Genomic DNA, 14092 nt, shown 5'->3' on the forward strand with positions numbered 1-14092 from the left:
AATAATATAGATGAAACTATTAATGAAACTCGTATTAAGTGCTATTGCAGTAATTATTTTAGCAAAATTATTGCCTGGAGTAACACTTGATGACACTTTTACGACACCTTTAATTGTTGCTTTAGTTTTAGCAATATTAAATGTGTTGGTAAAACCAATATTAATTATTTTAACCTTGCCTATTACCATCCTAACCTTAGGGTTATTTTTGTTAGTAGTAAACGCTTTAATTATATTATTGGCTGATAAGTTAATTGATGGTTTCCAAGTGTCTAGTATATGGACAGCTATTCTTTTTAGCTTGTTACTTTCGTTTTTACAATCCATCTTATATTCTGTATTAAAAGAAGATAAAAAATAGACTGAACTTCAGTCTATTAAAACTTTGTTCAATCTCAAAAATATCGTACTTTTGCAGCCAAATTTTATTTAGGCAAAAATGAATATTACAAGAGAAAATATCGATGCATTAAATGCAGTAGTAAAAGTAGATATTGAAAAAGGCGATTATGCAGATAAAGTAGAGAAAATATTATCTGATTACCGTAAAACTGCAAACATTCCAGGTTTTAGAAAGGGACACGTTCCAATGGGAATGGTAAAAAAGCAATATGGAAAGGCTGTATTGGTAGATGAGGTAAATAAATTACTTCAAGATGCATTGCACAAATACTTAACCGAAGAAAAACTTGACGTTCTTGGAAATCCGTTGCCAAAAGCACAAGACGATTTAAATTGGGATGCCGATAATTTTACTTTTGAGTTTGAATTAGGTTTAACGCCTGAGTTCGAAGTGAAGCTTAAAGGGAAAAAAGCCATTACACATTACGATATTGTTGCAGATGATAAAATGATTGATGACCAAGTTGAAAACATCCAGAAACAATATGGTAAGTTAATTTCTAAAAACGAAGTTGCAGAAAATGACGAAATCACTGGAACTTTTGTAAACGAAGAAAAAGAAATTAATAATACTACAACCCTAACTTTAGATAAATTAAAAGGAAAGGTAAATGCCAAAAAATTTATTGGCTCTAAAATAGGTGATGTTATTACCTTAAAAACAAAAGGGTTATTTAATGATGACCATGATTTAATGAATTTCCTAAAAGTCTCTCGCGAGGATGCTCATGGATTGGCTATTGATGTAGATTTTACAATTACGGAAGTAAATACAAGAGAACTTGCCGATTTAGACCAAGAGTTATTCGATAAATTATTTGGTAAGGGTGTTGTAACTTCTGTAACCGAATTAAAAGATAAAATTAAAGAAGATGCTGCAAAGCAGTTTGTACAACAATCGGATCAAAAATTATTGAATGATGTAACCGAATATCTAGTTGAAAGCACAAAATTTGATTTGCCAGCTGAGTTTTTACAAAAATGGATTCAAACCGCAGGAGAGGAGCCATTAAATGAGGAACAAGCTAAAGAAGAGTATGAAAAATCTGAAAAAGCAATGCGCTATCAGTTAATTGAAAGCAAGTTGATTGTAGATAATAATCTTCAAATTAACTTTGAAGATTTAAAAGCTTATACGCATGAAATGATTAAAGGTCAAATGGCACAATTTGGACAAATGAATCCATCTGAAAAAGAGTTAGATGATATTTCTGCTAGAATACTATCAAATCAAGATGAAGTTAAGCGTTTGTCCGAACAATTAACGAGTCAAAAACTATTAGCTTTCTATAAAGAAAATGCAAATCTTAAAACTAAAGAATTGTCTTACGACAAATTTGTTAAGGAAGTTTACGGTTCATAGTTTTAAAAATTCACTATATTTAGGCGTTGAATTCATAAGGATTCAACGCTTTTTTTATTATCAATTATATCACTTAAAATAACTATGGATTACGGAAAAGAATTTGAAAAATTCGCTATAAAAGATCAAGGTATTAGCAGTACATATTACAACAAAATTATCAGTAGTATGTATCCAACTAATTTAACGCCAAATATTATTGAAGAACGTCAAATGAACATTGCTATTTTTGATGTATTTTCAAGGTTAATGATGGATCGTATCATTTTTATGGGAACTGCAATTAACGACCAAGTAGCAAACATTATTCAAGCACAATTATTGTTTTTAGAGAGTACAGATTCTTCAAAAGATATTCAAATATATGTTAACTCTCCAGGTGGAAGTGTCTATGCTGGTTTAGGAATTTACGACACTATGCAGTTAATTAAACCAGACGTAGCAACCATTTGCACTGGAATGGCAGCATCTATGGGAGCGGTGTTATTATGCGCAGGAGAAAAAGGAAAACGCAGCGGATTAACGCACAGTAGAGTCATGATTCATCAACCTTTAGGTGGAGCGCAAGGACAAGCAAGTGATATTGAAATTACAGCACGTGAAATATTAATACTTAAAGAAGAGTTGTATAAAATAATAAGTAAGCACTCAGGTCAAGATTACGACAAAGTCTATAAGGATAGTGATCGTGATTACTGGATGAAAGCAGATAAAGCTTTAGAATATGGAATGATTGACGAGATATTATCTCGTAACTAATATAGAATTATGGCGAAGGAAGAATTAGAATGTTCGTTTTGCGGTAGAAAAAAACCAGAAACCAATTTATTGATTGCTGGATTAGACGCACATATTTGTGATCGTTGTATCGAGCAAGCTCATGGTATTGTTATTGAAGAATCCAAGCAAATGGATTCAGGTGACTTATCTGCCGAATTAATGTTGCGTAAACCCCAACAAATTAAAGGGTTTTTAGATGAATACATAATAGGTCAAGAGTATACTAAAAAAGTAATGTCTGTCGCTGTTTATAATCACTATAAGCGTTTATTGCAATCTCCAACAGATGATGATATTGAGATTCAAAAATCTAATATCATGATGGTTGGTCAAACTGGAACAGGTAAAACCTTAATGGCAAAAACTATTGCTAAAATGTTAAATGTACCTTTGGCTATTGTTGATGCCACAGTACTTACTGAGGCTGGCTATGTTGGTGAAGATGTTGAGAGTATTTTAACACGTTTATTGCAAGCAGCCGATTATAATCTAGAAAAAGCAGAAAGAGGTATTGTGTTTATTGATGAAATAGATAAAATTGCTCGAAAAAGTGATAACCCATCAATTACTAGAGATGTTTCTGGTGAAGGTGTGCAACAAGCACTTCTAAAACTTTTAGAAGGAACTGTTGTTAATGTGCCACCAAAAGGAGGAAGAAAACATCCAGATCAAAAATTTATTGAAGTAAATACCGAAAACATTTTATTTATAGCAGGAGGTGCTTTTGATGGTATTGAGCGTCATATCTCTAAACGTTTAAATATGTCATCTATTGGCTATAAGGCTTCTCATGAAGGCGAAATAATCGATAAGGATAATATTTTACAATATATTATACCTAAAGATCTTAAAGATTTTGGATTAATACCAGAAATTATTGGTCGACTTCCAGTATTGACTTACATGAACCCATTAGATGCCAATACACTTAGAGCTATTTTAACAGAACCAAAAAATGCTATAGTAAAACAATACAAAAAACTATTTGCAATGGACGATATAGAATTATCCATAACAGATGGTGCTTTAGATTTTATTGTAAAAAAAGCTGTTGAGTACAAATTGGGAGCTCGTGGCTTACGTTCGCTTTGCGAAGAAATTTTAACTGATGCTATGTTTAATTTACCAAGTACGAACGAAACTAAGTTAAATGTTACAAAAGCTTACGCAGAAGGAAAATTAACTAAAACTAGACTTAAAAAACTAAAAGCCGTTTCTTAAGCGTTAGGGAATACTGACTTTTTTCATCAGAAAAGTAATCTCTTTAATGAAAGCAATTATAAACTAAAACCACTCAAATTTGAGTGGTTTTTTGTTAGTAATGGATTGCTTTGTTGAAAGTTAGAAAATTATAAACACCATAAAATAAGGCATCCTAAAATAATTTTTTCTAAATTTGAGAAAAAGCACTCATGAAAAAGTTTAAGAACACACTGTTATTAATGGTTACAATATCTGCAATAGTAAGTTGTAGTAAGAATGAATCAGCTCCTACGCCACAAGCAAGAACAGCTGATGATGTTATAGAAGATTTTCAAAATCTAGATGTACAGCCTGGAATTAATGATTTTCGATTAGAAACACTAGTAAAAGATACTTATTGGAGCTTTAGGGTTATTGCACCAGCAGATGCCACAATTGATAATTTGAGACCTTTAGTTATAGATTTGCATGGAGCTTCTGGAGGAAGTCCATCTGCACATCAAAATACAGAATGCTATGTTGAAACTGGGTTGCAAACTCTAAATGCATTTATTATTAGTCCAAATGCAGGTTTTGATGAATGGTACGATTCTACAAACCAGCAACAAATTTTAGCGCTAGTAGATTTAGCAAAATCTAATTGGTTTATAAATCCGAGCCAAGTGATTATTACAGGATATAGTAACGGAGGAAACGGAAGTTGGTTTTATGCCGATTATTATCCTGAATTATTTTCAGCAGCGATCCCTATGGCAAGTTCTTACGATCCGGCGAGAAGCAGTGGAGAAGTTCTACCAATTGAAGTACCAATGTATGTAATACATGGTGAAGATGATGAGTTGTTTCCAATTGCAGAGACTGAAGCATTTGTAAACGAATCAATAGATGCAGGATCTAGTATCGAATTTGTAGTAGCTACTGGATTATCACATTTAGATGTTTGCGATTATGCTAGTTATTTAGCAGACGCAGCCACTTGGGTTCAAACCGAAATTTGGAATTAGAGAACTAAACTAAAATGCCCTTTGTAAGTAATGGCAGTATTGTTTTGGAGATCTGCGACACTTATGGTAAACCAATAATCACTAGAAGGTAATAATTTTCCATTATAAGTTCCGTTCCATCCAGAATTAGGTTTCATATTAATGAGTAGTTTACCATATCTGTCAAAAATATTGATATCCGAGAAAGTAAAATTATCATAATCTAAACCTTTTACTCTCCAAGTATCGTGATACCCATCATTGTTTGGTGTTAAGAATTTTTGAAAACCAAAAACAAAAATTCTTTCTACGATTGTACCACACACATTATTTACATAAACATCATAAGTGCCAGGAGGAACATTGTAAAAAGTGTTTTCTGGCTGGTAATTAAATGTAAAAACATCATCTATATTATTTAAAGCGTATAGGTTATCGCTATTTTGAGCAGCTGAAATGGTTACAGTATTAGAATCTCCAACATCAACAGTAATACTATTTAAAACAGGAATGGTTGAGCTTAACACTTTAAATATTTTTTGCTTTTCGCAACCCGAAACATTATCTACAATGGTTAGCGTTACTGTTTGAGCACTTGGTATAGAGATTTGGTAATTTGTGTCGTTTGTACTCCAATAGTAACTATAATTATTTTGCAAGTTTATTGGTATAGGTGCAGTTAATGTTATTGGAAAAGAATTATCACAAATAACAATAGTTTCTAGAGAATTTAAGTCTGGGAACGTGCTAATAATTAAATTTATAGTACCTGAGCCATAACAATTCCCATTGTCTTCAACTTTAAAAAACAACATGGTTGCTCCAGTTGTGTAATTGTTTCCAGAAATGGCATTGTCATTTATAGCATTTTCAAGAGAATCGTATAAGGTAACAGTATATGTTCCAGCTGGACCTAGAGAATTAACAATATTATTTTTTATTTCATTTAGTTTAAATAAAGCAGTGCTATCTCCTAAGTCACAACCATATTCATTTATCGGAGGGATTACGTCGCTAGGAGTTGCAACCAATTCTATATTGCTTAAACTATAGCAATCATTTCCTATTTCAAATACTTTCGCTATAACAACTTGGTTAGCCGCAGTATTAGAAAAAATTGGGTCTAAGCCATTTTCATTTAATGAGTCTGAGTTGGCATCAGCTGCATTTAAATAAAAATAAACATTGAATCTATGAGATTGATTACTTGTAATTAAATCAATACTATTTCTTAGGTCAAATGTCGTTAAGCCATCTTGCGAGTTATTGTCAAATAAATCACATTTGTCTAATACAACGTTAGTGTTTATTGTAGGAGGTAAATTAAATGTTATGTTTGCAAAACCTTCATATTTATTATCACACTCATCATGTGAATCAACAAAAAGTGAGTATGTTCCAATAGTATTAGTTCCATCACTATTAATAATTAATTGATGAGGTGGCGATGGTGTTGGTATCGGTGTTGTCGTTGTGCCATCGTTAAATGCCCAGAAATAATCTGCACCAGGAATATCTGGGCCATTTAGTGTATAAGTGCTATCATAACATATGGCTAGGTCTGCACTTGTTTCGGTAACTTCTTCATTAGGATTTACAATGTTAAAATCGTTTACTATAAAGAACGATTGAATAAAAGGAGGTAAACCTTGCATTACCTGTCTTCCATTTCCAAAATCGATATAATCCAACTCAAAATTACAATCATCACCTTTTAATTCAGGATTGTGTATCACGTCTAGATACTGCGTCCCAATTGTATATTCTTCGGGTATCGTGACATATATTTTTAAATCTGGACCTAGTTGTAAAGCACCTCTGTAGGCTAATTCTGAATGTAGAAGGGACATTCTCGTTCTAAGATTTGTATCTTTTAAATCGAATTGATAAAGTTTGTAGGTATCAAAATCTAAAGTAGAAGCATATAGCATATCGCCACTTGGTGAAAACTCAATACCATAAGGTGCTTCAGAACCACCAGAATTATATATCATTTCGCCATTGTTGGCAACAACCCCTGTACTATTGTTAAAACCGTATAAAAGCAATCCGCTTGTACTTGAAGTTAACCCTTGATGAGCTACAGCTAGTTTTTTTCCGTTGGGAGAAATTTTTAAATAGCCACGTGATTGTCTTGACATAAAATCTACTTGAGAAATAACTGGTGTTGGGCTCACTCCACTCTCGGTTACTTTATATGAGTAAAACAAATTATCAACTAACGAAATCACCCAATAGCCATCACAGTCAGCAGTTTCTACTGCTGTAATTTTTTCCGACCAAAAGCCTCCATCACTACTTCCAGATAAATCTGTAGCAACTCCTGAAATATCGCCTAAACCATTGTTAAGTGATAAATCTACCGTGTAATAATGATATCCCGAAGGTTCTATAGTAGAGCCAACAGTAAATAAATAATAAATATTTGGATATGTAGGATTGGGAACTATGATAGCTGATTGTGTACTAGATTCATCACCTAACAAATCGGTGCCATTTGGCATTGGTTGATGTGTTCTAGTCCATGCTGTTGAACCGTCAGAATAAAACAACAACCGTCCATTTGCATCAGAAATTGACGCACAACCTTCTAAGGTGTTCAAACTTCCTTGTTGAACTACTGGTCTAGGCGAATTACGATTAAACCTTAAGCCCATATTCTCACCAAAAAACCAGTTATTGGCTTCATTTTGAGAAAACATAAAAGTAGTGAACAACAAAAAACCTACTAAAATCTTCTTTTTCACTTACTAAATGTATGAAATTCTAAATAAACAGTAGTTTTTATTGGGTGTAAGCTATTAAACTTAGACAAAATGAAAAGTTATTAAAATAAAGAAACCACTCAATTTTGAGTGGTTTATTATTTTGGATTATAATTAATGTTTGCTTGTAGGGTTTTTAATGTCTTGTGTCTTAATTATAGTTTAAAAGTAGTATTATAATCGAAAGAAAAAAAAGTGAGTCTCTATTTTTAGATGAATATAGGTGTATATTCGTTTAAAGAAAAAAGTGCGTTATTATTACCGATAAAAAGCGCCCCGATTTTAATTGTTTAATTCCAACAACTCATCCAAATAATCTCTTGAATTTGAAAGTCTAGGTATTTTATGTTGCCCTCCAAGCTTATCTTTTTTCTTTAACCAATCATAAAATAATTGTGGTCTAGCCACATTTACTTTTGGTTGATTCAAAGTGATGTTGTTAAAGCGTTTCGCTTCATAGTCTGAGTTTAAAGATTGTAAAGCGCTGTCTAATAGCTGTTTAAAATTATTTATATCGACAGGAGGTGTTTTAAATTCAATAAGCCATTCATGTGACCCCTTTTCTTTGCCTTCCATAAAAATTGGTGCAGCTGTATAGTCAATGATTTCGGCATTGGTTTTTTTGCAAACATCTTTTAGGGCATCTTCAGCATTTTCAATAATAAGCTCTTCTCCAAATACATTAATATGGTGTTTGGTTCTTCCAGATACTTTTATACGATATGGACTTAAAGAAGTAAATCTAATAGTGTCCCCGATTTTATAGCGCCATAATCCAGCATTGGTAGTAATAATGACTGCATAGTTTACATCTTTTTCAACGTCACTTAAGGGAATGACTTTTTCTTGAGGCGTTCCATAAGTAGACATATCTATAAACTCATAAAAAATTCCATAATCCAGCATCAATAATAATTCACTAGTATTGTTTTGATCTTGAATTGCAAAAAATCCTTCAGATGCATTATAGATTTCGTAATACTTAAAATTTTTACTTGGCAAAATGGATTTATATTGGTCCATATAAGGCACAAAACTCACACCTCCATGAAAATACACCTCTAGGTTTGGCCAAATATCTAGTATATTTTGTTTTCCAGTTGTTTCTAATACATTATTTAATAGTACCAACATCCAGGAAGGGACTCCTGCTAAACTTGTCACGTTTTCGTTAATGGTTTCATCAACAATGGCTTGCATTTTGTATTCCCAGTCACTCATTAGTGATACTTTGTTGCTTGGTGTGCTACTGAATTCTGCCCAAAAAGGCATATTATCTATTAAAATTGCTGACAAATCACCAAACGCAGTCCCATTTTCTTTATAAAGTTCTTTACTGCCACCTAAACGTAAACTTTTTCCTGTAAAAAGCTGAGAATCTTCATTGTTGTTTAAATACATGCACAGTAAATCTTTTCCTGCTGCATAATGACAATCTTCAAGAGACTCCACACTTACTGGAATAAATTTGCTTTTTGCGTTGGTTGTTCCACTTGATTTAGCAAACCATTTAATTGGAGTTGGCCAAAAAATATTTTGAGTTCCTTGTCTTGATGCTTCAATATCATTCTGAATATCTTCATACGAAACAATTGGAATTCTTTCGCTAAACGTTTTATAGTTTTTAATAGAAGTAAAATCATATTGTTTTCCTATTTGCGTGTCTTTGGCAGTGTCTAAAAGCGAAAAAAGCAACTCATTTTGTACTTCATTAGGGTATTTTAAAAACAATTCAATTTGATGAAATCGTTTTTTTAAAAACCATGAAGCAATAGAATTTACTAAGGGAATTGGCATATATTGGTTATCTTTACGAGGTCTAAAATAGGAAAAATCTTTTTATGCAGTACCAAGGTGTGTTAACAAAAATGGAAACTGAATTTAGCAGTCCAATTAATTATTATTTAGTGTTTGAATCGGATTTTATAAATATGAATCAGCTTCTGAATAAAACGCTAAAAATCAGTTTTGTAAAATTTCAATGTCTTAATTGTGGTTTAGATAAAACCATTTATAGGCAGGGTTTTTGTAAAAGTTGCTTTTTTGATATTCCACAAGCAGCTGACTGGATTATGCGTCCAGAATTAAGTACAGCACATTTAGATAAAGAAGATAGAGACTTAGAGTATGAAAAAAAAGTCCAGTTGCAACCTCACGTAGTGTACTTGGCTAACTCAAGTAATGTAAAAGTAGGCGTGACTAGAAAAAGTCAAGTACCAACGCGTTGGATAGACCAAGGCGCTCATGAAGCAATAGAAATTGTTGAGGTGCCTAACCGATATTTAGCAGGAATTACCGAAGTTGCTTTAAAAGAGCATGTGGCTGATAAAACCAACTGGCGAAAAATGCTTAAAAACGATATTGAAGATGAAAATTTAGTGGACTGGCGTGAACGACTCAAAGATTACATTCCTGATGAGGCAAAGGAGTATTATATTGCCAACAATTCTGAAACTAATATGGAGTTTCCTGTTTTAGCTTACCCCAAAAAACCGTCTAGTTTAAATTTGATTAAATCACATGAATACCAAGGAACATTAGTTGGCATTAAAGGACAATATTTAATTTTTGAAGACGAAACCGTTTTCAATATTAGAGCTAATGAAGGATTGGTAGTTGATATTTCTATCAATTAAAAAATCCCATTCAAAACTAATTTCAAATGGGATGGATACTTTTATTTTATGAAATACTAAATATCTTCTTGGTCTCTTAGACTTTGAATATAAGAAGCTTTTTGGATTTCACGGCGTCTTTTAACTGAAGGCTTTGTGAAAAATTGATTTTCTCTTAAATTTTGCATCACCTTAATATTTCTGTGCTTTCGTTTGTAACGTTTTAAAGCACGCTCTATATTTTCTCCTTCTTTAATAATAATTTTTAACATATATATATTTATTAATGTTTTACTTTTAGGCTTATCCTAAATATGTTTTTAATACTTTACTTTTTGATGTATGTCGCAACCTGCGAATTCCTTTTTCTTTTATTTGCCTAACACGCTCTCGTGTTAATCCAAAAGAGTCGCCTATTTCCTGAAGGCTCATAGGTTGTTTTTGATCGATACCGTAATAATGGCGCAAAACTACGGCTTCTTTTTCTGATAGCGTGTCTAAAGCACGATTTATTTCAATTGTTAATGAGTTTCTCATTAAATCAGCATCAGGTTTTGGCGATTCCTCCGACTTTACAACATCGTATAGTGTTGATGTTTCTCCATCTTTTAAGGGCGAATCCATAGATACATGCCTTCCAGAAATTTTCAATGACTGTTTAACGTTGCTAACTGAAAGGTCTAGATTAAGGGCAATTTCTTCTGCACTTGGCGCTCTTTCATGCGTTTGTTCTAAGAAAGAATACGCTTTATTTATTTTATTAATTGCTCCAATCTTATTTAAAGGAAGTCTTACTATTCGTGATTGCTCTGCCAATGCTTGTAGAATGGCTTGTCTAATCCACCATACAGCATAAGATATAAACTTAAAACCTCTTGTTTCGTCAAAACGTTTAGCTGCTTTAACTAATCCAGCATTGCCTTCGTTAATTAAATCTGGTAATGATAAACCTTGGTTTTGGTATTGTTTTGAGACTGAAACTACAAAACGTAAGTTAGCAGTTGTGAGTTTATCTAAAGCATCTTGGTCTCCTGCACGAATCTTTTGTGCTAACTCAACTTCTTCCTCAGCAGTAATTAATTGAATTTTTCCAATGTCTTGTAGGTATTTGTCAAGTGATTTAGATTCTCTATTGGTAACTTGTTTCGTAATTTTTAATTGCCTCATATATTATATTGCCGTTTTTAATTATACATCTTTATAACTTAACGTTTTTATTAAAAAATCCTAATAAATGAGGTGTTTTTATTAAAAAAACTCTAAAAAAGAGCAAATTAGTAGAAGGAAGCTTAGTTTACGGTGTCTTTTTTCTTCTTACGGTTCTTAAGTAAATTACCCAAAAGACCCTTTACAGCATCTTCGGTTTTGGTTTTTGTAGAATCGCTTTTAGTGATTGTGCTGTCTTTCTTGGTTTGAGTTTTAGCCTTTGTGGTATCCGTTGATTTTTTCTTGTTGTTTAAAACGCCATCTAATAAATCTTTTAACTTGTCTTTTCCAGAATTTAAAAGTTTTTGTTTTTCAATTTCAATGAGTTGCTTGGTTAAATTAGAAATACCACTAGTTAAATCGGTTGATACTTGTGGACTAGCATAGGTGCCAGAAATATTTGCAGTGACAGGAATGGTTATTTTGTTGACTTCGATATCGTTAATTCTCCCAATTAATCTATTAACCTCTCCACCTAAATATTTTGCAGGCACATCAAGTACGGCTTTGTAATTTAAAGATTTATCGAAACCATGTGAACCTGCTACTTGAATATTAATGTCCTTATAGGTTACATTAAATGGTTTGACGTTTACCAAACCATCTTCAAAAGATAGATTAGTTTTTAAATCGTCTAGGTTGAGTTTTTTGAAATCAATAAAGCTTAAGTTTTCTTGTAGTTTCTCTAGCACTTGTAATTTTTCTGAATTTACAGAACTTACAAAAAGCTGCGCAAAAGTGTTTCCAGAAATTGTAGCCATATCTGGTGTAAATGACTGGTTTAAATTGCCTTTTAAGTTAATAGTAGAGTTTAATTTACCTTGTAATGCAGTAGCAATAGGTGCTAAACTTTGAAATAACTCTAAACCGTTAAACGACTTTGCGATATCAAAACTATCAACTCCTAAGTTAATATTAAATGTTGGTGTTGCTTCTTGGGTCGATACATTTCCAGTAATTGCTAAAATACCTTCAAATAGCTTTGAGGTCAAGCCTTTTAAATGGGCTTGCTGGTTATTAATAGCTAATGAGCCACTTACGTCTTTTAAATTAAGATTATCATAAATAACAGTATTGACATCAGCCGTGATATTACAATCTAAAAACTCAGGGATTTTGAGGGATTCTGTATTAGCTGTTGTTTTGTTTTCTTCGGCAGTGTCATCCTGTGCGACCATAAAATCGTTCACTGCAAATACGTTTGACTTTACTTTAAAGTCACCTTGCAATTTATTTTTCTGCATTAAAAAACCAATGAGGTTTTTAATAGTTCCAGTGGCATTAATGTCACTTTCGCCAGTTTTAGCAGCAAAATTGTTTAGCGAAATGGTTCCTGGTTTAAAAGTTAAATCAGCCTTTGAAATATGAATTGGGTTTACAATATCTTCCGAAGAGAAAATAAAATCGGTAATACTTACGGAGCCATTATTTTTTATTCGATTATACGAATTAGTTTCAATGGCATTCATATCGAAAGAGGTGTTTAGTTTCCCTTTTAAAATACCACTAAGTTCTTTGTTAATCTCAATTGGGTAGGCTTTTGATATGTTTGCAAGATTAAGAGTTCCGTCTAAATCGGCATTGACTTGCGTGTTATCTCCTAAGTTCTTGAAAATAGCAGATGATTTAAATACATCTTGGTCTATTTTAAAATTAAGTGTGCTTAAATCAACATAAGTGTCGTCTGGATTACCGTTATCATTTTTAACTGTTGCATTAATGTTTATGTTCTCGACGCGTTTAGGAAGATTAGGATATTTAAACGATGCATTGTTAGACATCATCTTTATATCGATAGTTGGAATTGTTATATCAGTCATTAATCCTTTGATAATGCCTTCAACCTTAAAATCGCCTGATGTTTCTACATCATTTAAGTTTTTAGCATAACGTTCTGGCATGACAGCTAGAAAATCTTTAAAAGATGACTCAGGGTTTTTAAAAGTGATATCTATTAATTGCCCTTCGTCTTTGAGTTGTACAAAACCATCAAATTCTAAAGATAACTGATTAATAAAACCTTTATTTTTTTTAAATGTGTAGGTATTACTTTTTAGGTTTAAATCGATTAGAGCATCTAAAGTCACATGGTTGTTTTCAAGGTAAGACGTGCTGTCTATACTTAAACTTACGTTAGCTTCAGACTTAGTATCTAGCTCAGAAACTACATCAGTAAACTTAGCATTCCCAGAGTGGTTTAAATTGGTGACATACACTGTTGTGTTAGAGCTTTCGTCAATATATGTTAGAGCACTATTATCAATTGTGTAGTCTTCAATGTTAATTTTAAAACCGCTGCTTTCAGCAGAAGAAGCACTTGTGTTTTCGTTGGTTTCTGTTTTAAAAATATCCCAGTTAGAGCTTCCAGCGGTATTTTCTTTTAAGGTCATTAAGGCTTCATCAATAGTGACACTTGTAATAGCAATAGGTTCATCTTCTTGGTTTTTAAAAAGCTCTTTTATAGCCATTTTTAAACCAATAGATTTTGCTGTTGTAAAAATTTCATCCTTAAATGGTTCGTTATTGGTAATGGTAAGATTCTCTATGGTCACTTTGGCATTAGGGAAACTACTAATTAGACTTAAACTAACATCGTCAAATTCTACTTTGGCATTAATATTTTCATCAGCATAGTTTTGTACAATAGCATCTATTTTAGATTCCAATACAAAAGGAATTGCCACTAAAATCGCAACAAAAATTAATAATATAATGCCAATAATCTTAAATACTTTCTTCATACATGTTGGTTTACATCTATATATACGATTAAAA

Annotated in this window: 11 protein-coding genes; 6 read left to right on the plus strand and 5 right to left on the minus strand. The window is 32.3% G+C overall.

Annotated features, from left to right (window positions below; translation table 11 throughout):
* The first annotated feature begins 10 nt into the window (after positions 1 to 10).
* The 5 genes from HB672_RS04495 to HB672_RS04515 all read left to right on the plus strand — a co-directional run bounded on the left by HB672_RS04495 (position 11) and on the right by HB672_RS04515 (position 4752).
* On the plus strand, positions 11 to 361 hold the full coding sequence (locus tag HB672_RS04495) for a phage holin family protein (RefSeq protein ID WP_167608415.1): 351 nt from the start codon (positions 11 to 13) through the stop codon (positions 359 to 361).
* 78 nt (positions 362 to 439) lie between these two features.
* Positions 440 to 1765 (plus strand): trigger factor, encoded by a 1326-nt coding sequence (gene tig / locus HB672_RS04500; protein WP_167608418.1) that lies wholly within the window; start codon positions 440 to 442, stop codon positions 1763 to 1765.
* Positions 1766 to 1849: 84 nt separating this feature from the next.
* Positions 1850 to 2524, plus strand: a complete 675-nt coding sequence (clpP, locus tag HB672_RS04505) for an ATP-dependent Clp endopeptidase proteolytic subunit ClpP (protein WP_167608421.1) — start codon at positions 1850 to 1852, stop codon at positions 2522 to 2524.
* 9 nt (positions 2525 to 2533) lie between these two features.
* Positions 2534 to 3766 carry an ATP-dependent Clp protease ATP-binding subunit ClpX gene (clpX, locus tag HB672_RS04510; protein WP_167608424.1) on the plus strand — a complete coding sequence of 411 codons (1233 nt, stop codon included), beginning with the start codon at positions 2534 to 2536 and terminating at the stop codon, positions 3764 to 3766.
* A 191-nt stretch (positions 3767 to 3957) separates the two neighbouring features.
* Entirely contained in the window at positions 3958 to 4752 is a 795-nt protein-coding gene (locus HB672_RS04515) for a prolyl oligopeptidase family serine peptidase (protein ID WP_167608427.1), read from the plus strand.
* On the opposite strand, the gene HB672_RS14765 is transcribed toward HB672_RS04515, so the two are convergent.
* Positions 4749 to 7478 (minus strand): T9SS type B sorting domain-containing protein, encoded by a 2730-nt coding sequence (locus HB672_RS14765; protein WP_167608430.1) that lies wholly within the window; start codon positions 7476 to 7478, stop codon positions 4749 to 4751. The genes HB672_RS04515 and HB672_RS14765 overlap by 4 nt on opposite strands.
* Positions 7479 to 7778: 300 nt before the next feature.
* The gene (locus tag HB672_RS04525; RefSeq protein WP_167608433.1) at positions 7779 to 9293 is read right to left on the minus strand and encodes a GH3 auxin-responsive promoter family protein; all 1515 of its coding nucleotides are present in this window, start codon (positions 9291 to 9293) and stop codon (positions 7779 to 7781) included.
* A gap of 44 nt (positions 9294 to 9337) precedes the next feature.
* On the opposite strand from HB672_RS04525, the gene HB672_RS04530 reads away from it, so the two are divergent.
* Complete coding sequence (locus HB672_RS04530) at positions 9338 to 10132, plus strand: DUF2797 domain-containing protein (protein WP_167608435.1); 795 nt, start codon at positions 9338 to 9340, stop codon at positions 10130 to 10132.
* Positions 10133 to 10188: 56 nt separating this feature from the next.
* On the opposite strand, the gene rpsU is transcribed toward HB672_RS04530, so the two are convergent.
* From rpsU to HB672_RS04545, 3 genes are all read right to left on the minus strand, one after another.
* Complete coding sequence (gene rpsU / locus HB672_RS04535; RefSeq protein ID WP_167608438.1) at positions 10189 to 10383, minus strand: 30S ribosomal protein S21; 195 nt, start codon at positions 10381 to 10383, stop codon at positions 10189 to 10191.
* Between the two features lie 31 nt (positions 10384 to 10414).
* The gene (locus tag HB672_RS04540; RefSeq protein ID WP_167608442.1) at positions 10415 to 11278 is read right to left on the minus strand and encodes an RNA polymerase sigma factor RpoD/SigA; all 864 of its coding nucleotides are present in this window, start codon (positions 11276 to 11278) and stop codon (positions 10415 to 10417) included.
* A gap of 122 nt (positions 11279 to 11400) precedes the next feature.
* Positions 11401 to 14058 carry an AsmA family protein gene (locus tag HB672_RS04545; RefSeq protein WP_167608445.1) on the minus strand — a complete coding sequence of 886 codons (2658 nt, stop codon included), beginning with the start codon at positions 14056 to 14058 and terminating at the stop codon, positions 11401 to 11403.
* Positions 14059 to 14092: the final 34 nt, after the last annotated feature.

The organism is Gaetbulibacter sp. S0825 (genome assembly GCF_011777505.1).
In the GTDB taxonomy this organism is placed as follows: domain Bacteria; phylum Bacteroidota; class Bacteroidia; order Flavobacteriales; family Flavobacteriaceae; genus Pontimicrobium.

What these genes read in the sequence shown, in the direction of transcription:
- HB672_RS04495 (WP_167608415.1), top strand. Translation starts at nt 11, where the DNA reads ATGAAACTATTAATGAAACTCGTATTAAGTGCTATTGCAGTAATTATT.
- tig (WP_167608418.1), top strand. Translation starts at nt 440, where the DNA reads ATGAATATTACAAGAGAAAATATCGATGCATTAAATGCAGTAGTAAAA.
- clpP (WP_167608421.1), top strand. Translation starts at nt 1,850, where the DNA reads ATGGATTACGGAAAAGAATTTGAAAAATTCGCTATAAAAGATCAAGGT.
- clpX (WP_167608424.1), top strand. Translation starts at nt 2,534, where the DNA reads ATGGCGAAGGAAGAATTAGAATGTTCGTTTTGCGGTAGAAAAAAACCA.
- HB672_RS04515 (WP_167608427.1), top strand. Translation starts at nt 3,958, where the DNA reads ATGAAAAAGTTTAAGAACACACTGTTATTAATGGTTACAATATCTGCA.
- HB672_RS04525 (WP_167608433.1), bottom strand. Translation starts at nt 9,293, where the DNA reads ATGCCAATTCCCTTAGTAAATTCTATTGCTTCATGGTTTTTAAAAAAA.
- HB672_RS04530 (WP_167608435.1), top strand. Translation starts at nt 9,338, where the DNA reads ATGCAGTACCAAGGTGTGTTAACAAAAATGGAAACTGAATTTAGCAGT.
- rpsU (WP_167608438.1), bottom strand. Translation starts at nt 10,383, where the DNA reads ATGTTAAAAATTATTATTAAAGAAGGAGAAAATATAGAGCGTGCTTTA.
- HB672_RS04540 (WP_167608442.1), bottom strand. Translation starts at nt 11,278, where the DNA reads ATGAGGCAATTAAAAATTACGAAACAAGTTACCAATAGAGAATCTAAA.
- HB672_RS04545 (WP_167608445.1), bottom strand. Translation starts at nt 14,058, where the DNA reads ATGAAGAAAGTATTTAAGATTATTGGCATTATATTATTAATTTTTGTT.